Source organism: Bacillus sp. SIMBA_074 (assembly GCF_046534555.1).
Lineage (GTDB): Bacteria > Bacillota > Bacilli > Bacillales > Bacillaceae_G > Bacillus_A > Bacillus_A mycoides.
In genome coordinates, this window is sequence record NZ_JAWRYM010000003.1 from 236,117 (window position 1) to 254,314 (window position 18,198).

An 18,198-nucleotide genomic window follows, 5' to 3' on the forward strand; every position below is an offset into this window, starting at 1 on the left:
ACCTATCCCTACTTTATGCAGTTTTTTTCTTCTTCCATAAAATTGCACCAATTAAAATAAGAACCGCTATCATAACAATTGTACCACCTGGAGCTAAATCAAGTTGATACGAAGCAAACATTCCACCAATTACTGCAATTTCACCAAATAAAATGGAAAAGAAAATTGTTTGTTTAAATCCTTTTGCAATACGAATACTTGCTGCAACTGGTAACGTCATTAAAGATGATACGAGAAGAACACCTACAACACGCATTGATACCGCAATTACAAGAGCAACTAATATAATGAAGATAAAGTGAATCCACTTTGCACTTAAACCGGTTGATACAGCGTATTCCTCATCAAATGATAGTAAAAACAACTCTTTGTATAATAAAACAATCGTCGCAATAACAACAATTGCTACTATACCAATAATAATTAAATCCGCACTTGTTACAGCACTTACACTACCAAATAAATAACTAAATAAATCCGTATTGAATCCATTAGCAAGTGAGATGAAGATAACTCCAATCCCCATCCCTGCTGAAAGTATAATCGGGATTGCTAACTCTTGATAATGTTTATATACAGTACGTAATTTTTCAATTAGCAATGCTCCACCGATTGAAAAAAACATCCCCATATATAAAGGGTTTAAAAACCCACCGGTAAAGATTGTCTTTTCAAGTAATAAACTTGCTGCAATTCCGGATAACGTCACATGACTTAATGCATCCGCAATAAGCGACATGCGGCGAATTACAACGAACACGCCGATAAGTGGTGCGACAAGCCCTATCAAAATACCAGCGTATAAGGAATTACGTAAAAAATCATATTGTAAAAAATCCTGTATCATTATATCCTCCCGTGATGCCCATGTTCATGTTCTAAGCGATGAACATGATGTCCATATAAAATCGACATTTCTGCATCTTCTAACTCTCGGAATTTCTCTACATTCCCATGGAAATGTAAATGCTGATTCAAACATGCAACATGCGTCACCTTCTCTGTCACAGCACCCATATCGTGCGTAACAAGAATTAACGTAATTCCCAATCTTTTGTTTAAATCCTCTAGTATCTCATAAAAACTTGCCACATTCTTCACATCAATCCCAACAGTAGGCTCGTCCAAAATAAGCAATTCCGGATCACTTACAAGTGCACGAGCAATAAATACACGCTGTTGTTGTCCACCAGAAAGTTCTCCAATGTTGCGACCTCGAAACTCGCTCATACCTACATCAGCAATCGCTTTTTCTACTTTCGCATTATCGTCTTTCGTAAAAAAGCGAAAAAGCCCTTTTTTCGAAACGAGCCCCATTGAAACAACCTCGAAAACAGTTGCCGGGAAACCTGAGTTAAAGCTACTTGCCTTTTGGGATACATAACCAACTTTATTCCACTCTTTAAATTTCTTACTATCAATGCCAAACAATCTAATACTTCCTTGCTTTGGTTTTAAAACACCCAATAAGCATTTAAGTAAAGTCGATTTCCCTGAACCATTCGGTCCAACTAAACCTAAAAAAGCTCCCTTCGGAACTTGCAAATTAATATCTTCTAACACGTTGCGATCTTCATACCGAAACGTTAATCCTTCTATTTCCAATATATTATTCATAGCATCTCACCTATTTTAATTCAGAATGATTCCGATTTATCTCTATTTGAATTATAGTACAGCTTATTATAGTTGTAAACCAATCTGCCTAAAATATATTCTTTATTTCAAGAAACCTTATTATTATAACAAAAAGCAGAGAATAATTCTCTGCTTTCAAAAGATATTACAATTAACTTTTTAGTGAATTGCTGATTTAAACTTACCACCATTTGTCTCTTGTGTATTCATAATCGTAACAAATGCGTTTTCATCAATTTCATGCACAATTGATTTTAACTTCGTCACTTCCAGACGTGTTACAACTGCATAAATAACTTCTTTTTCTTTATCTGTATAGCCACCTTTAGCAACAAGTTTTGTTGTTCCACGACCAAGGCGGTGTAAAATCGCATTTGATACTTCCTCATATTGATCCGATACTATTAAAACTGCTTTCGTTTCGTCTAATCCTTGAATTACCGTATCAATTGTTTTGAATGCGATATAGTACGTCATAACAGAATACATCGCTTGTTCAACACCAAAAACAAATGCTGCCCATGCAAAAATGAATAAGTTCACAAACATTACGAATTCACCAACAGAAAACGGTAATTTCTTCGTTAATAGAATTCCCATAATCTCGGTCCCATCTAACGATCCACCATGACGAATAACAAGTCCTACACCAATCCCTAAAATAAGACCGCCGAAAACTGTTGCTAAAATCGGCTCTGTTGTAAATGGCGGGATAGCATGCAACGTTGATTCAATAAATGCTAAAGCTACAATTCCAAATGCTGAAGATAACATGAATGTTTTTCCAATTTGCTTATACCCGGAGTACATAAAAGGAATGTTGAGGATAACAACTAAAGTAGAAAAGCTTAACCACCAAATATTAGGAGTAAGATAATCTAATATAAGAGAAATACCAATAATTCCACCATCAATAATTTTATTTGGCATTAAAAACAGTTCAATCGCTACCGCCGCACACGCTGCCCCAAAGACAATCATAACTAAACGATATACAAGATGAATAACACTTTCTTTTCGATGTTGCTTTTTTTCCATAAGTCCTCCTTATACTCTTTATCTATAGTTTTGTTCTTATATTATAACATAAGCTTCTTTTCCCCATTGAAAAAATGCACCTTGATACGAATATGTACAAGCTATGCGTACATATATTTCGATAGAAGAACGTGTGAAGGAGGACAACACGATGAACCTCATTAAACAAATTGTGAACAAAAAATTAAATCATATTTCTACAAAAGAACTATTGAAATATAGTAAAGAATACGAAGTTCCAATCACAACTGCACAAGCTGATAAAATCGTTTTACTTATGAAAGGGAAAAACATTAACATTTACGATAATACCGAGCGACTAGATTTGTTAAAACAAATCGCTAAAGTAACTACTCCTGCCACTGCCCAACAAGTAAATATTTTATTTCAGCAGCTATTAAAATAAGGAGGGGAAAATCCCCTCCTTATTGTGCTTTAATTTTTTCAAGAATCCCTTCATCAAAAGTACCATTTTTCAGCATTTCGATTTCTAATTTATATGGTGGCTTCTTATCTTTTTTATCTTCACCTACATACGGCGTTTCAAGAATTTTTGGTACGTGCGTAAGTTGTGGGTGATGCACAATGTGATGCAATGCCTTATAGCCAATATGACCAAAACCAATATTTTCATGACGGTCTTTTCCAGCTCCGCATACATTTTTGCTATCGTTAATATGAAGTACTTGTAAACGATTTATCCCAACAATTTTATCAAATTCGTTTAACACACCGTCAAAATCATTTACAAGGTCATAACCTGCATCATGCGTATGACACGTATCAAAACATACAGATAGTTTTTCATTATATTTCACACCATCAATAATTTTCGCAATTTCTTCAAAGCTACGACCGCATTCCGTTCCCTTTCCTGCCATCGTTTCTAACGCAATGTTAACCGTCTGCTCTGGCGTTAATACTTCATTAAGCCCTTTAATAATTTGTTGAATACCAGCATCCGCTCCTGCACCAACGTGCGCACCTGGGTGAAGAACGATTTGTTTCGCTACACCTAATGCCGATGTTCTTTCAATTTCCATGCGAAGGAAGTCTACACCTAATTGGAATGTTTCTGGCTTCGTCGTATTCCCAAGATTAATAATGTATGGCGCATGTACGATAATTTCTTCAATACCGTTTAGTTCCATATGTTTTCTTCCTGCTTCTATGTTCAATTCTTCAATTGGTTTTCTTCGTGTATTTTGCGGTGCACCTGTATAAATCATAAACGTCGTTGCACCGTATGAAACAGCCTCTTCACTTGCTGCTAATAACATTTTCTTACCACTCATAGAAACATGAGATCCAATCTTTAACATACAATCACCTCTTCAATATACACTAGATATAATGATAGCATAATTTGTAGAAATATGTAGCGAATTGTTTGTTCACACAAAAGGCACTACAAATCAAACAGACTATTCAAACAATCTGAACTCTATACTTAAATTAACCCAATAAAGCGAAACTTTAGTCAACGTTTTTTCTACCCCGCACTAATTATTAGTCTACATTAATCGACTTTCTCTCAAGCAGTGAGATAAAAAAAATAAGGGAAATCCCTTATCTTTTTTTATTGCTATATTTTTTCTTCACTTTGTCACGTTCTGTTGCAAGTTTTCGTTTATAGTTTGGTTTTACTTTTTTCGGCTTCTTAACAACTTTTGTTGCCATAACATCTAGTCCATCACTTGGTTTTTTACGGCTCTTACGACGACGACGGTCACCTAAATCCGCCCATTCATCTCCGCGTAAATCTACATGTTTAAACTCGATATGACGTTGTTTTTCCAAACTATCTAACGCTTCTTCATTTGCTGGATCATAAATCGTCACTGCAATACCTGAATGACCCGCACGTGCAGTTCTTCCAACACGGTGAACGAAGAAATCTAAATCTGGTGGAAGTTCATAGTTAATAACATGGCTAATTCCTTCAATATCAATACCACGTGCCGCCAAATCTGTTGCGACAATGTATTGGAACTCTAAATCACGAACTTGTTTCATCATTTTTCTACGATCACGTGGTGATAAATCACCGTGTATACGCCCTACTTTTAATCCACGTTCTGCTAATCCATCGGCTACTTCGTCAGCCTTCTTCTTTGTGTTTGTAAAGACAATTGCTAAATATGGTTTAAATTGAAGTAGCATATTTTTCACTAATTCAGTTTTATTACGGTGTCTTGAAGGCACAAGGTAATGATCAATATTTCCTGCTGCAACTTGCTTCGGATTAATATGAATATGTTCTGGATTCTCCATATATTTCTTCAAAAATGGTTTTAATTTTTGAGGAATTGTTGCAGAGAAAACTAACATTTGCAGATTTTTAGGCATACGTGCCGCAATTTTATCTACATCTTGAATGAATCCCATATCAAGCATTAAGTCCGCTTCATCGACAATAATAGTATCCGCTTTATAAACAAATAGCGCCTTTTCTTCTACTAAATCTTTAATACGTCCTGGCGTTCCAACTACAATATGAGGTTGTTTTTTCAACTTTTCAATTGATCGTTGTTTATCAGTTCCACCAATTAAACAGCGTGCTGTAATCATTTGATCTTCTGCACAGAACTTTGTTAGTTTCACAATTTCTTCGTAAATTTGTTGTGCTAACTCACGAGTAGGCGCTGTAATAACAAGTTGTACCTCTTCACGACTTGCATCAATTCTGTTTAATGTAGGAAGTAAGTATGCATGTGTTTTCCCAGAACCAGTTTGGGATTGTCCAATTATACTCACACCTTTTTTCACGACCGGGAAAATTTTCTTTTGAATTCCTGTTGGCTCTGTAAAGCGTAGTTCACGAACTGCATCTATTAAAAATGGTTTAAAATCATACTGTGTAAAAGTTTGTAGTGTCATAAGTTACACCTTCTTTCTAAAATTTCTACTGCGCACAAATCAGTCAAGTCTACATTATATCGAAATCTACAAGTAAAATCCATCTTTAGTTTAGGTTTTTATCTCAAAAACTAACCTTCTTTCCTTCCATTGCATATTGTATGTGTATATACCTAACTGAAGAAAGGAGGATTTCCCACATGTTTCCGAAATCCCCTATAAGACAAATGTATCCGAATCGAGGACAACAATCTTACACACCATATCCGATTCCACAACTACCACCGATGGCTCAAAAAAAGAAAGGTTTCCTTGCTAAACTCTTTAAAAAACACGATCCAACCGAACCTTTCATGCAAATGGTCCCTCCTTATCGACAAATGGAAGGGCCACCGATGATGCACCAACAACCGCCGCCCCAATATCAACAGCAACAGCCATACCAACAACAATATACACAACAATATCAACCATACATGCAGCAATATCCAGAGCAGATGATACCACCTCAAATGTATGAATCAAATGATACACGTGGTGCTGCGTCAGCTACAACTGCAGCGGCATCTAGCAGCGGCATCGGTAGTTTTTTTTCAAATTTAATTTCGAACCCAACTAATATGATAAATAATATCGAAAAAGTATCTCAAGTCGTGCAATCTGTCGGTCCTGTTGTCGAACAGTACGGTCCCATTATGCGTAGTCTACCAAGCATTGTTAAAATCCTCACCTCTGGAAAAAGTACGGAAGAAAATCAAACTGAAGATGCAACAGAACAGGTTGAGGTAGCAACTCCACCTCCTCCACCTCCAAAAAGGAAACGAAAAAAAATAGTGCTTGAACCGGTAATAGAAAAAGAGGTTCCGAAAGAACCCGTTCAACAATCAGCAACAAAGCCAAAACTATATGTGTAACAATCCTTTGTTTTCTATCCACTCCTCCTTTATAATGTAATGGACTATGCACAAAAGTATCCCTTGTTTAGAAGGAGAGGATTACTCACATGAAGATTGTTAAAATTTCCCCTCGTGGTTATTGCTACGGTGTTGTTGACGCAATGGTTATTGCACGTAACGCCGCATTAGATAAATCATTACCGAGACCCATTTATATTTTAGGTATGATTGTTCACAATAAGCATGTCACAGATGCTTTCGAAGAGGATGGCATCATTACATTAGACGGTCCAAGTCGATTAGAAATTTTAGATAAAATCGATTCTGGTACTGTTATTTTCACTGCACACGGTGTTTCTCCAGAAGTTAAACAACGTGCAAAAGAAAAAGGTTTAACGACAATTGATGCAACTTGTCCAGATGTTACAAAAACACATGACCTTATCGAAGCAAAGAAAGCTGAAGGATACCATGTCATTTATATCGGCAAAAAAAATCATCCAGAACCAGAAGGCGCAGTTGGTATCGCACCTGATATCGTTCATCTTATCGAAAAAGCTGATGATTTAAAAACACTAGAAATTCCAACGGATAAAATTTTAGTTACGAATCAAACAACAATGAGTCAATGGGATGTTCAACATTTAATGGAGGACATCCAGAAAAAATTCCCAACAGCAGAATTCCACAAGGAAATTTGTTTAGCAACTCAAGTTCGCCAAGAAGCTGTCGCTAAACAAGCTGATGTTGCAGATTTAACAATTGTTGTCGGTGATCCGAAAAGTAACAACTCAAACCGTTTAGCACAAGTATCACAAGAAATCGCTGGTACGACAGCATACCGCGTTGCAGACGTAAGTGAAATCCAATTAGAATGGCTACAAGGTGTAGAAAACGTAGCTGTTACAGCAGGTGCTTCTACTCCAACGCCAATTACAAAAGAAGTTATTGCTTTCTTAGATCAATATGACCCAATGAATCCAGCTACATGGGACAGAATTCGAAAAGTACCACTTCAAAAGATACTACCTCGTGTAAAAGTGAAAAAAGAACAATAATAAAAACCGTTGCCTACATGAGCAACGGTTTTTATTTTTCTTATACAAATGTGAATGGATCTGTATGTAACTGCGAAGCGTGAATGTGTACATTGAATTTCTTCACATCTACTTTTTCTTGCAATTGTTTTTGTACACCTTGCTTCATTACTTTTTCAACGTTATGTCCTGGATCGACTATATTTAAACCAATCATCATCGCATCGTGAGCAACATGATAATACATATCACCTGTTACATATACATCTGCTCCTTTAAATTTCGCTTGGTTTATATATTTATTACCGTCACCACCAAGTACAGCTACTTTACGCACCTTATCATCTAACTTTCCAACAACTCTTGCACCCTTTACATGTAATGATTGTTTCACATGTAAAGCAAACTGCTCAAGCGTCATTTCTTCTTGTAAATACCCTATTTTACCAAGACCTAATGTTTCACCTTTATTATCAAGCGGATATACATCATATGCCACTTCTTCATATGGATGGGCTGCCAACATCGCTTTAATAACTTTTCTTTGTAATGAAGCTGGAATAATCGTTTCGACACGTATCTCTTCCACACGTTCTAACTGCCCAGTTTCCCCGATATAAGGATTTGTCCCTTCTCGAGGGATAAACGTACCTACCCCTTCGCTACCGAACGTACAGTGGCTATAATTACCGATATGACCTGCATCCGCATCTCCAAGAGCTTTGCGCACTTCTTCTGCATGGGTTACTGGAACAAATACAACAATTTTTTTCATTTCTTCTGCATATGTAGGAGCTAATACTTCTGTATTTTGTAACCCTAACGCATCGGCAAGTAAATCATTTACCCCACCCTTAGCAATATCTACATTTGTATGCGCCGCATAAACCGCAATATCATTTTTAATACACGTTTCAATAATTCTTCCGTACGCCTTATCTGTATGAATCGCTTTTAATGGATTAAAGATTAAAGGATGGTGCGCTATAATGATATTCGCTCCTAATTGGATCGCCTCGTCCACAACTTCCTCAGTTACATCTAACGCGATTAATACGTGCTGGACAGGTTTATTAAGCGCTCCAATCTGTAAGCCAATCTTATCCCCTTCCATCGCTAAATGCTTCGGATACATACCTTCAAACAAAGAAATAATTTCATGACCATTCGGAATTTTACTCATGATAAAACCTCTCCTATCATTTTCATTTTCGCTTCTACTTCTGCACGCTTCGCTTTTGTCTCTTCAGACTCTGCTGCACGTTCTAACTGTTTTAAAATATTTTGGAAGTTTTTCAATTCCCCTTCCCACTTTTCAATAAAAGCTTCACCTTTTTCTTTTATTAAAAATGGACCCATAAACAGTTCAGCTTGTTTATTTTCAGAGTAAGGTACCGCTGTATCTCCTCGCTCTCCGACTAAAATCTCGTAAATCTTTCCGTCTTCTATTACAATTTTCTCACCGATAAGCTCCCATCCATTTTCAATAAACCATTCACGAATATGGTGTGCTGCAATATTCGGCTGTAAGATTAAACGTGTTACACCTTCTAATTTTTCTTTACCACTTTCTAAAATGTCACGAATTAACGCTCCACCCATACCAGCAATCGTAATAACATCTACTTCTCCTGGCACTATAACAGCTAATCCATTCCCTTTACGAACGTCTACTTTATCTTGTAAGCCACTTTCAGCTACAGTTGCTTGTGCAGAGCGAAACGGTCCATCTACAACCTCTCCTGCAACTGCTTTTGTAGCAATATTATTTATAATTGTATAACACGGTAAATACGCATGATCCGATCCAATATCAGCTACTGTAGAGCCTACCGGAATCTCCCTCACAACTTCTTCTAATCGTTTCGAAAGCTTTACTTCATTCATGTATTTCCATTACTCCTTCTCTTCTCAGTCTGTCTCCATGATAATGAATTTATAGTAGTTGTTGCAAGTCCATAACAACACTTCAATTCTCTATTACTAATCGTATTTTAGAAAGTATAGAAAAACAAGCCTTTTGCACAAAAGCAAAAGGCTTGTAATATGAAACTTTATTTTTTCTTCGATAACCAATCAGCTACTTTTGCCGCTTGATCAGCTGGAACTATATTTGGTGGCATATTTCCTTTTCCTTTTGAAAGAACTTCTTTAATTTCATCTTTCGAAAGTTTCCCACCAATTTTTTGTAAATTAGGTCCCACTGCCCCTTGTAACTGATCACCGTGACAGCTCGTACAGCTTTGCTTTACAATATCCTCTGGCTTTGATGCTGTTTGCGCTGGTTTCCCACCATTTTTTGCATCAGCTAACTCTTTAGATTTATTTAGCCCCTGAAATGAAAATACAAACATAACGATAATACCTAATGCTGCAATAAGAGCGAACGGAATCAACGGATTACGTTTCATATCTCTTCTCCCCCCTCTATACCACTAAATAGTTAGATGATTCAGTCATTTATATTGTACTTGAAAACGCCCTATCAGAAAAGAGCAAACTACTACTTGTTAAAAATATTCCGTAAATTCATTTTATTGATTTTCACTATTATATCGCATATTATTTCGATAATTACTAACGTTTCTCATCATATTTTTTACTTTTCTACATATTATTTTGTATATAATAAACAAAATAAATCGAAAAATCGAAAAATGAGCATTTGCAAATCAAAAGACAATTCTGTAAAATAAATTACAAGAAATTGTAATCGTTGCCGATAGCTAAACTTTAACAAAAATTAACAAAATAAAAAAGTTTACTTCACAAAAGTGAAGTAAACTTAAAGGTAGCCTATTCTAAGAAATCCTTAAGACGCTTACTACGGCTTGGATGTCTTAATTTGCGAAGTGCTTTCGCTTCAATTTGACGAATACGTTCTCTCGTTACGCCGAATACTTTCCCAACTTCTTCAAGCGTACGAGTTCGTCCATCATCTAAACCAAAACGAAGACGCAGAACATTTTCTTCACGATCTGTTAGTGTATCTAACACATCTTCTAATTGTTCTTTTAGCAATTCATACGCTGCATGGTCCGCAGGCGATGTTGCTTCTTGGTCTTCGATAAAGTCACCTAAATGGGAGTCGTCTTCTTCACCAATTGGTGTTTCAAGAGAAACTGGCTCCTGTGCAATCTTTAAGATTTCGCGTACTTTTTCTGGAGCAAGATCCATTTCTTCACCAATCTCTTCAGGAGATGGTTCGCGTCCTAAATCTTGTAATAATTGACGTTGTACACGGATTAACTTATTAATTGTTTCAACCATATGAACTGGAATACGAATTGTTCGCGCTTGGTCTGCAATCGCACGTGTAATAGCTTGGCGAATCCACCAAGTTGCATACGTACTAAATTTAAAACCTTTACGGTAGTCGAACTTTTCAACTGCCTTAATTAGACCCATATTTCCTTCTTGGATTAAGTCTAAGAAAAGCATACCACGGCCCACGTAGCGCTTTGCAATACTTACTACAAGACGTAAGTTTGCTTCCGCAAGACGGCGTTTTGCTTCTTCATCGCCTTCTTCAATACGTGTCGCAAGTCGAATTTCTTCTTCAGCAGATAGTAAGTCTACACGACCAATTTCTTTTAAGTACATACGAACAGGGTCATTGATTTTCACACCTGGCGGCACACTTAAATCATTAAGGTCAAATTCTTCTTCCGTTTTTGTAATTTGACGATTATTAGGACCTTCGTCGTTGTCATTGTCACCAACTAAGTCAATCCCTTGTTCACCTAAATATTCATAGTATTCATCCATTTGATCGGATTCAATTTCAAATCCATTCATGCGTTCTGCAATCTCTTCATATGTAAGAACGCCACGTTTTTTTCCGAGCTCAGTGAGTTGTTCTTTCACTTGCTCAAGGGTCATTTCAGTTTCAATTTGTTTAGAACGAGCTGGTTTATCAGCCATCTGTTCCCCTCCTTACGCGAGATACAAACATTCATTATACTAAAACTTTATCGAAAAAGCTATTTTCTTGCTTTTTGACTTTGTAAATATGCCACATAATATTTAGCAGCCTCTACAGGATCTGTTTTTTCCATTTGTTTTACTTTAAAGATAATTTCCATCTTTTCAAGTTTTTCTTTATGGCGTCTTAGCGCCTCCAAATGACCTTGTAACGCTTCTTCTGTGTACTCTGGATTAATAAATTCATCCGTCGAAATATCAGTAATAATATTTTTCAACTTTTCATCAGAGAGCCAACTTAAAAATGTTCCGACTGAAGGTTCATTCCCCTTTTCATAATATGCGTATAGTTCATATAAAATCCCTTTATGTTCTTCTGTATAAAAATCTTCTATATGAGGTTCCATACGCACTGTCACTTCTGCACTTTGCAACATATGGTAAATAATTTCTCTTTCTGCCCTTTCAAAACCTGTTAATTTCGGTTTCGTTTGAACAATTTGAGATGGCTTAGAAACCTGCTTTATTTGTTTTTGCTGTACCTTTTGTTCTTTGCGATATTGGTGCAATTGATTCAAAAGTGTTTCCATTGAATACGAAAATTCTTGCGATAATGATTTTAAATATGATTCCGCCTGCATCGCATCCTGTAGCAATGATAACTCTTTTAAAACACTTTTTACATATTCTTCTTTGCCAGACTCATCTTGCAAATTTTTCCCTAAACGCAAATGATTTATTTTGAAACCAACAAAACTTATACTTGATTTCACAAGATTTTCAAAAGCGGTTGTCCCATATTGTTGCACATATTCATCAGGGTCAAGCTTATCTGGCAAGGATGTAACTTTCACTTGGCAACCAACTTGCAATAGTAATTGCCCTGCTTTCATCGTCGCTTCTCGCCCTGCTTTATCACCATCATAGCAAAGAACAACAGTTTCAACGTTACGTCGCAGAAGTTTCGCTTGTTCTTCAGTTAAAGCTGTTCCCATTGTCGCAACAGCTTCTTCCACACCACTTTTCACCGCGGCTAGTACATCGGCATAACCTTCAAAAAGGACAACCTGCCCACGTTTTCTAATAAACGGCCTTGCTTGGTGGAAATTATACAACAGCTTACTTTTGTAAAAAATCGGTGTTTCAGGACTATTCAAATATTTCGGAGTGTCATCTCCTAATGCCCTTCCACTAAACGCTATCACCTTACCTTGTAAAGTATAAATCGGAAACATAACTCTTCCGCGGAAGCGGTCATAATGACTGCCATCCTTCTCACTTCTTACAAGAAGGCCAGCCTGTTCCATACTAGATAGCGACAAACCTCTTTTTTGTAAAATTTTCGTTGCTGCATCCCAAGCTTGTGATGCATAACCAATTTCAAATTTCTCAATCATCTCTTTTGTAATACCACGTTTTAATAAATATGAAAGTGCTTCATTTCCTTCTTCTGTATTTACTAATAAATGATGATAATACTTTTTCAAAAGTTCATGAGCCTGTTGCATGATGACAGTGTCATCAGATATGTCTTCTTGTTGTTGTTGTCCTTGCCCTGATGTATATTCTGCAACTGCAATTCCATTTCTTTCGCCAAGCTTTTGAACAGCCTCTGTGAAAGCAAGTCCCTCCATTTTCATAAGAAAAGAAAATACATTTCCACCTTCTCCACATCCGAAACAATGAAAAATTTGCTTATCAGATGAAACAGAGAATGAAGGAGAATTCTCACCATGAAATGGACAAAGGCCGAAATAGTTACGCCCCTGCTTTCTAAGTTGAACATACTCACCAATCACTTCTACAATATCGGATGATGTCCGAATCTGTTCAACAACTTCTTCAGGAATTCTGTTCCCCATAACTCCATCTCCGTGTCGTATTTTGTATTCGATATAAATTAAAAGATTCCTTTATAATTCGACAATATTTTTCTAAATTTGTTAGAAAGTACTGTCGATCACATTGTGTAAACGATTTTGGACCTTTCGTATAAGTCCCCAGTCTGCGTAAATTCGCAGATACATACTACTATATAAAATTGTATACATTTGCTCATCTGTTACAAATGTATCTCCTGGAGACAATACATATACTCCTTTTTCACAAGAAGACTAGCAAGAAGCACTATAGCCTGTATGATCATGAGATCTGTAGCTTTTGCATGTTAATAAATATAACAGTCAACTTCATCTTGCTCAGAATCTACATAGACCCAATTACCTTGCTGTTTTCTTGAACGATGAGCATAGGATACGACAAACAAAATTTCGACATAAAATTTTGTTCCAACTTGCACAATTGCATTCTTCACGGGATACGCATCTGCATCAAATAATATCTTATCTGATGTTTTGCATATGTCTGTATTCTACATCCCTTCTGTGAATCCTTCCATAATGTGCGTTTTCTTGTCTAGATTTTGTCGATTTAACGTAAATACATGTCTTTTTCGAAAATCCTATCCCTAGTTTATTCTGAAAAATTAAAGTCTAAACGTAAAATATAGGTTTTTATCACAATTTTTTATTATAATATATTTTCTTCAACTACGCTACATATCCCTTTAATTTTCATCTTACACTTAAAGATAACGAAATCGTTCCTTTAGCATAATTAAAAAACAGAAGAATATAAGTATAACCATTCCGCTATATTCTATTACTAAGCCGAAAGTTCATGCTCTACTTCGCATCTTCCTCTAACGCCTTCTCACGAGCGAAAAAAGCACATTCACCTTTGGTAAATGTGCTAAAACATTTTTTGGTTTTGCACTGCATTCACAATAATATTTGCTGTTTCTTCAATTGCCTTATTTGATACATCAATCACTTGACAATTTATTTTACTAATTACTTCCTCAAAATGATCAATTTCTTCTTGAATACGATTAATATTTGCATATGTTGCTCCATCACTTAATCCAAGTGATTTCAATCGTTCTTTTCGAATATGATTTAACTTATCTGGTATAATTTTCAAACCGAAACATTTCTCTTTTGCCACTTGATATAATTCCTCAGGCGGATCCACTTCCGGTACAAGTGGTACATTAGCAACTTTCAAACGTTTGTTATGCGCTAAATATTGTGAAAGTGGTGTTTTTGATGTACGTGAAATTCCAATCAACACGATATCAGCTTTTAAAATACCACGTGCATCTCTACCATCATCATACTTAACTGCAAATTCAATCGCTTCAATTTTTTTAAAGTACTCTTCATCTAATCTTCGAACGACACCTGGCTCATACCTTGGTACTTGCCCTGTAATTCCTTCAATTTGATCGATAAGAGGTCCGATAATATCGTATGCCTCTACTCCTTCTTTTGCCGCTTCTGTCAATAAATATTGACGCATATCAGGCTTTACTAACGTAAAACAAATAAGCGCTTGATTGCTCTTGGCAATCGAGATTACTTCTTTTAATGTCCCTGTATCTTCTACATACGGTACACGCCTAATATCAGGAGCGAATGGGAACTGTCCCATTGCCGCTCTAACAACCAAATCAGCCGTTTCTCCTACAGAGTCAGATACGACATATACGATTTTATTATCCATTACATTACCTCACTTTAAACAAATTACACTTATTCGTTATTTACTAAATTTACAAACGCACGTGTAATATTTGTTTTTGTAATTCGTCCAATCACTTCTAAACCTTGTTTCGTATCCTTCACAACCGGCATCGCATCAATCTGTCTTTCTATTAATTCCATCGCAATATCATATAAAGAATCCTCCCTGCGACACATCGCAATGTTTGGCATCCTTGTCATGATAATATTAACCGGAAGAGAGGTTAAATCCTGCTTTCCTAAGCTAGCTCGTAATAAATCTTTACGAGATACAACGCCAACTAATAAAGTAGCTTGATCTACAACAAATAATGTACCAACGTCCTCTAGAAACATAGTACAGATTGCATCGTATACTGATACATTTTTATCAATTACAGCCGGTCTAGATTGATAATCTTGCACTTTAATTTTCTTAACAGCTTCAGATAATAGCTGTCCCCCGGTTTTACCCGTATAAAAATAACCTACACGTGGACGCGCTTCTAAATAACCAGCCATCGTTAAAATTGCTAAGTCTGGTCTTAGCGTTGCACGTGTTAAACCCAATTGCCCAGCAATTGACTCCCCTGTAATAGGACCGTGATCTTTTACAATCTGAATGATATGCTCTTGCCGTTTATTCAGCTCTATGATAATCACCACCTTTAATGCACAACGAAAAAAGTTATACTATCTCTTAAATATTATATACTAAATATGCTATTCGAAAAAGAAAGTATGTAAAAAGGACCGTATACGGCCCTTTTTATATTTGAAACTTATCAAGTTGTTCCAAGAAACGCCTTGTTTTCAAATAAATTCCACAATATTCGTCATAATATGTATTCAATACTGTGCGCATTTGTTTTTTTGTACTATCCTTCACCGATACATTACCGAGTCGGTGTAAATCAAAGTGAAAAAAGAGACGTAATAATTTATGAACAGCCTCTCCCACCGGAATACGATACGGATCTTGTTCCGCATGACGCGAGCACAGAAAACCGCCTTCCCTGACAGAGAAGGCGACAAAATCTGTTTCTTGATGACAAATAGCACATGTATCAAAGTACGGGTGCATCCCTAATACCGGAAGCATTTTCGTTTGATAAATTAATGATAATACTTCTGGGTCAACACCCTCACACATATAATGCAACGTTTGATATAACATTTCAAATAAATACGGATTATGCTTCTTATCTTCTGTTGCTTTATCGGTTAATTCGATAATAAATGATGCATAAGCAGTTAAAAATATATCCTCGCGAATTTCTTTCATAGATGAAATAATCTCGCCTTGTTGCAAAGTTCCAAGTCCAGATCCCATTTGAATAAGAAAATGACCATGTGTCATAAGTTGCGAAATAGCTGCTAACCGACTCTTCGGCTTTTTCGCCCCTCTTGCCATTGCACTTACCTTACCAAATTCCCGTGAGTATATTGTAACAATCTTATTTGTTTCTCCGTAATCTGTCGTACGGATAACAATGCCCTCAACTTTTTGAAACATGTTCGTCACCATCCAAGGTTTGAACAAAACGGGTCAAGAAATTGGAGAGTCTAGATGCGCTAACTCCTCTTCATGTTGATCCATCTCATCGTTTACGTCTTTTTCCATTTCTTTCAAAAGCAAATACGTTTCAATGCTTCCTGTTTTGGAGAAAAACTTCCAGGTAAAATCTAGCATAAGAATCCACCTTTCTCAATAAGCGTAGCCTATAAACCAATTTCTTTTGTTGTTATTAAGTTGACCCATTTTGTTCATTTTCATGTGAGAAAAATTTTTCCTAATTTATCAAGGTTCATAAAAACCAATAATCAGTGGATGAACAAAACATCCACTGATCACAACTTTACTTCATATTAATACTCGTCTTCACGGAAACCAAGGTCACGAAGCTGTGACATCTTATTGCGCCAATCTTTTTGCACTTTCACCCATACTTCTAAAAATACTTTAGAACCAAGAAGTGCTTCAATGTCAAAACGAGCTCTCTTACCGACTTCTTTTAACATCTTCCCTTGCTTACCTATAATAATTCCTTTTTGTGATGCACGTTCAACAACAATCGTTGCGTTTATATAAACCGCTCCGCCCTCACGCTTTTGAATTGCATCAATAACAACCGCTACAGAATGCGGTACTTCTTCACGTGTTAAATGTAATACTTTTTCACGAATAAGCTCTGAAATAATAAATCGCTCTGGATGATCCGTTACTTGATTATCCGGGTAATATTGCGGTCCTTCTGGTAAATACTTTTTAATTGCTCCGATTAACGCTTCAACGTTATTACCGTCCAATGCAGAAATTGGCACAATCTCCGCGAACTCATATAATTTACGATATTGATCAATCAACTCCAGCAATTGCTCTGGATGAAGTTGGTCAATTTTATTAATTACCAAAAATACCGGTTGTTTCGTTTCTTGTAATTTCTCAATAATAAATTCCTCACCACGACCATATCCTTCAGTTGCATTGACCATAAACAAAACAATATCAACTTCTTTTAATGTCGTTTGAGCCATCTTCACCATGAAATCGCCTAGTTTATGTTTAGGTTTATGTATTCCTGGTGTATCAATGAAAACTACTTGTGAATCATTTTCTGTATATACACCTTGAATTTTATTACGAGTTGTTTGTGGCTTATCGCTCATAATGGCAATTTTTTGGCCAATAATACGATTTAAAAATGTAGATTTCCCAACATTCGGTCTGCCAATGATAGAGACAAAACCTGATTTATAACCTTTTCTATTCATGTAAATCCTCCGCTAAAAATGCTCCTGGTAACAATTCTCCGACTGTTGTCTCTTGAACATCACCATGTAAGTTTGATAGGTATACTTTCGTATCCTGTTTACATAATTCTATCATAACTTGTCGACATGCTCCACAAGGAGGTACTGGACGCTTTGTATCCGCTACGACTGCAATAGCTACAAACTCGTTATCCCCTTCAGAAATTGCCTTAAATAAAGCTGTTCGTTCTGCACAGTTACATAAACCATATGATGCATTTTCAACATTACATCCACGATATATTTTTCCATCCTGAGTTAGTAAAGCTGCACCTACTTGAAATTTAGAATATGGTACGTACGCTCGTTTACGCGCTTCGGTTGCTTCTTGAATTAATTGTTTGCTATTCATATTCCCGCATCCTTTCCGTTCATAGATGTGAACAGATACACTCTTTCATTAAAGGCCTTCACGGCGCTCCCAAAGCT

At 36.4% G+C, this 18,198-nt stretch carries 21 protein-coding genes; 3 read left to right on the plus strand and 18 right to left on the minus strand.

Going from position 1 to position 18,198, the window contains the following annotated elements:
* Positions 1-13 precede the first annotated feature (13 nt).
* The 3 genes from SB773_RS05885 to SB773_RS05895 form a co-directional block, all read right to left on the minus strand.
* A complete protein-coding gene (locus SB773_RS05885; protein WP_002015165.1) occupies positions 14-847 on the minus strand; it encodes a metal ABC transporter permease in 834 nt (277 codons plus the stop codon).
* A complete protein-coding gene (locus SB773_RS05890; RefSeq protein ID WP_002015167.1) occupies positions 847-1,617 on the minus strand; it encodes a metal ABC transporter ATP-binding protein in 771 nt (256 codons plus the stop codon). Before SB773_RS05890 ends, SB773_RS05885 begins: the two co-directional genes overlap by 1 nt.
* 180 nt (positions 1,618-1,797) lie before the next feature.
* A complete protein-coding gene (locus tag SB773_RS05895) occupies positions 1,798-2,676 on the minus strand; it encodes a YitT family protein (RefSeq protein WP_002015168.1) in 879 nt (292 codons plus the stop codon).
* A gap of 151 nt (positions 2,677-2,827) precedes the next feature.
* Between SB773_RS05895 and SB773_RS05900 the strand changes: the two genes are divergently transcribed.
* The gene (locus SB773_RS05900; RefSeq protein WP_002088657.1) at positions 2,828-3,082 is read left to right on the plus strand and encodes a DUF2624 domain-containing protein; all 255 of its coding nucleotides are present in this window, start codon (positions 2,828-2,830) and stop codon (positions 3,080-3,082) included.
* 19 nt (positions 3,083-3,101) lie between these two features.
* Here the strand turns inward: SB773_RS05900 and SB773_RS05905 are convergent, their stop codons facing one another.
* Positions 3,102-3,998, minus strand: coding sequence for a deoxyribonuclease IV (locus SB773_RS05905; RefSeq protein WP_410588972.1), 897 nt, complete (start codon positions 3,996-3,998; stop codon positions 3,102-3,104).
* 247 nt (positions 3,999-4,245) lie between these two features.
* The gene (locus SB773_RS05910) at positions 4,246-5,556 is read right to left on the minus strand and encodes a DEAD/DEAH box helicase (protein WP_002015172.1); all 1,311 of its coding nucleotides are present in this window, start codon (positions 5,554-5,556) and stop codon (positions 4,246-4,248) included.
* A gap of 179 nt (positions 5,557-5,735) precedes the next feature.
* Here SB773_RS05910 and vrrA point away from each other — a divergent pair, with 179 nt between their 5' ends.
* Together vrrA and SB773_RS05920 are read left to right on the plus strand one after the other, a co-directional pair.
* Positions 5,736-6,449 carry a VrrA/YqfQ family protein gene (vrrA, locus tag SB773_RS05915; protein ID WP_002138368.1) on the plus strand — a complete coding sequence of 238 codons (714 nt, stop codon included), beginning with the start codon at positions 5,736-5,738 and terminating at the stop codon, positions 6,447-6,449.
* A gap of 89 nt (positions 6,450-6,538) precedes the next feature.
* Positions 6,539-7,489 (plus strand): 4-hydroxy-3-methylbut-2-enyl diphosphate reductase, encoded by a 951-nt coding sequence (locus SB773_RS05920; RefSeq protein WP_002015175.1) that lies wholly within the window; start codon positions 6,539-6,541, stop codon positions 7,487-7,489.
* A 40-nt stretch (positions 7,490-7,529) separates the two neighbouring features.
* Here SB773_RS05920 and SB773_RS05925 read toward each other — a convergent pair whose 3' ends face one another.
* The 13 genes from SB773_RS05925 to SB773_RS05985 all read right to left on the minus strand — a co-directional run bounded on the left by SB773_RS05925 (position 7,530) and on the right by SB773_RS05985 (position 18,121).
* Entirely contained in the window at positions 7,530-8,651 is a 1,122-nt protein-coding gene (locus tag SB773_RS05925) for a Nif3-like dinuclear metal center hexameric protein (RefSeq protein ID WP_060749595.1), read from the minus strand.
* Positions 8,648-9,355 carry a tRNA (adenine(22)-N(1))-methyltransferase gene (locus SB773_RS05930; protein WP_410588976.1) on the minus strand — a complete coding sequence of 236 codons (708 nt, stop codon included), beginning with the start codon at positions 9,353-9,355 and terminating at the stop codon, positions 8,648-8,650. Before SB773_RS05930 ends, SB773_RS05925 begins: the two co-directional genes overlap by 4 nt.
* Before the next feature lie 167 nt (positions 9,356-9,522).
* A complete protein-coding gene (gene cccA / locus SB773_RS05935) occupies positions 9,523-9,879 on the minus strand; it encodes a cytochrome c550 (RefSeq protein ID WP_002111879.1) in 357 nt (118 codons plus the stop codon).
* Between the two features lie 385 nt (positions 9,880-10,264).
* A complete protein-coding gene (gene rpoD, locus SB773_RS05940; RefSeq protein ID WP_000764062.1) occupies positions 10,265-11,392 on the minus strand; it encodes an RNA polymerase sigma factor RpoD in 1,128 nt (375 codons plus the stop codon).
* Positions 11,393-11,451: 59 nt separating this feature from the next.
* Positions 11,452-13,254, minus strand: coding sequence for a DNA primase (gene dnaG / locus SB773_RS05945; RefSeq protein ID WP_002067179.1), 1,803 nt, complete (start codon positions 13,252-13,254; stop codon positions 11,452-11,454).
* Positions 13,255-13,335: 81 nt separating this feature from the next.
* The gene (locus SB773_RS05950; protein WP_162836445.1) at positions 13,336-13,479 is read right to left on the minus strand and encodes a hypothetical protein; all 144 of its coding nucleotides are present in this window, start codon (positions 13,477-13,479) and stop codon (positions 13,336-13,338) included.
* An 80-nt stretch (positions 13,480-13,559) separates the two neighbouring features.
* Positions 13,560-13,706: a PIN domain-containing protein gene (locus SB773_RS05955; protein WP_002034048.1), complete on the minus strand. Its 147-nt coding sequence runs from the start codon at positions 13,704-13,706 to the stop codon at positions 13,560-13,562.
* 437 nt (positions 13,707-14,143) lie between these two features.
* Positions 14,144-14,956: a pyruvate, water dikinase regulatory protein gene (locus tag SB773_RS05960; RefSeq protein ID WP_070144890.1), complete on the minus strand. Its 813-nt coding sequence runs from the start codon at positions 14,954-14,956 to the stop codon at positions 14,144-14,146.
* Positions 14,957-14,985: 29 nt separating this feature from the next.
* Complete coding sequence (gene ccpN, locus SB773_RS05965; protein ID WP_002015181.1) at positions 14,986-15,618, minus strand: transcriptional regulator CcpN; 633 nt, start codon at positions 15,616-15,618, stop codon at positions 14,986-14,988.
* 106 nt (positions 15,619-15,724) lie between these two features.
* A complete protein-coding gene (gene recO / locus SB773_RS05970; protein WP_002088669.1) occupies positions 15,725-16,471 on the minus strand; it encodes a DNA repair protein RecO in 747 nt (248 codons plus the stop codon).
* A 33-nt stretch (positions 16,472-16,504) separates the two neighbouring features.
* Entirely contained in the window at positions 16,505-16,648 is a 144-nt protein-coding gene (locus tag SB773_RS05975) for a YqzL family protein (RefSeq protein ID WP_000883924.1), read from the minus strand.
* Between the two features lie 176 nt (positions 16,649-16,824).
* Positions 16,825-17,730 carry a GTPase Era gene (era, locus tag SB773_RS05980; RefSeq protein ID WP_002088672.1) on the minus strand — a complete coding sequence of 302 codons (906 nt, stop codon included), beginning with the start codon at positions 17,728-17,730 and terminating at the stop codon, positions 16,825-16,827.
* Positions 17,723-18,121 (minus strand): cytidine deaminase, encoded by a 399-nt coding sequence (locus SB773_RS05985; protein ID WP_002015184.1) that lies wholly within the window; start codon positions 18,119-18,121, stop codon positions 17,723-17,725. The genes era and SB773_RS05985 overlap by 8 nt, the downstream gene beginning before the upstream one ends.
* Between the last annotated feature and the right edge of the window lie 77 nt (positions 18,122-18,198).

Coding starts and splice junctions, on each gene's coding strand:
- rpoD (WP_000764062.1), bottom strand. CDS start 11,392: ATGGCTGATAAACCAGCTCGTTCTAAACAAATTGAAACTGAAATGACC.
- SB773_RS05985 (WP_002015184.1), bottom strand. CDS start 18,121: ATGAATAGCAAACAATTAATTCAAGAAGCAACCGAAGCGCGTAAACGA.
- SB773_RS05895 (WP_002015168.1), bottom strand. CDS start 2,676: ATGGAAAAAAAGCAACATCGAAAAGAAAGTGTTATTCATCTTGTATAT.
- era (WP_002088672.1), bottom strand. CDS start 17,730: ATGAATAGAAAAGGTTATAAATCAGGTTTTGTCTCTATCATTGGCAGA.
- SB773_RS05910 (WP_002015172.1), bottom strand. CDS start 5,556: ATGACACTACAAACTTTTACACAGTATGATTTTAAACCATTTTTAATA.
- dnaG (WP_002067179.1), bottom strand. CDS start 13,254: ATGGGGAACAGAATTCCTGAAGAAGTTGTTGAACAGATTCGGACATCA.
- SB773_RS05890 (WP_002015167.1), bottom strand. CDS start 1,617: ATGAATAATATATTGGAAATAGAAGGATTAACGTTTCGGTATGAAGAT.
- SB773_RS05885 (WP_002015165.1), bottom strand. CDS start 847: ATGATACAGGATTTTTTACAATATGATTTTTTACGTAATTCCTTATAC.
- SB773_RS05960 (WP_070144890.1), bottom strand. CDS start 14,956: ATGGATAATAAAATCGTATATGTCGTATCTGACTCTGTAGGAGAAACG.
- recO (WP_002088669.1), bottom strand. CDS start 16,471: ATGTTTCAAAAAGTTGAGGGCATTGTTATCCGTACGACAGATTACGGA.
- SB773_RS05930 (WP_410588976.1), bottom strand. CDS start 9,355: ATGAATGAAGTAAAGCTTTCGAAACGATTAGAAGAAGTTGTGAGGGAG.
- cccA (WP_002111879.1), bottom strand. CDS start 9,879: ATGAAACGTAATCCGTTGATTCCGTTCGCTCTTATTGCAGCATTAGGT.
- vrrA (WP_002138368.1), top strand. CDS start 5,736: ATGTTTCCGAAATCCCCTATAAGACAAATGTATCCGAATCGAGGACAA.
- SB773_RS05905 (WP_410588972.1), bottom strand. CDS start 3,998: ATGTTAAAGATTGGATCTCATGTTTCTATGAGTGGTAAGAAAATGTTA.
- SB773_RS05975 (WP_000883924.1), bottom strand. CDS start 16,648: ATGCTAGATTTTACCTGGAAGTTTTTCTCCAAAACAGGAAGCATTGAA.
- SB773_RS05900 (WP_002088657.1), top strand. CDS start 2,828: ATGAACCTCATTAAACAAATTGTGAACAAAAAATTAAATCATATTTCT.
- SB773_RS05925 (WP_060749595.1), bottom strand. CDS start 8,651: ATGAGTAAAATTCCGAATGGTCATGAAATTATTTCTTTGTTTGAAGGT.
- SB773_RS05920 (WP_002015175.1), top strand. CDS start 6,539: ATGAAGATTGTTAAAATTTCCCCTCGTGGTTATTGCTACGGTGTTGTT.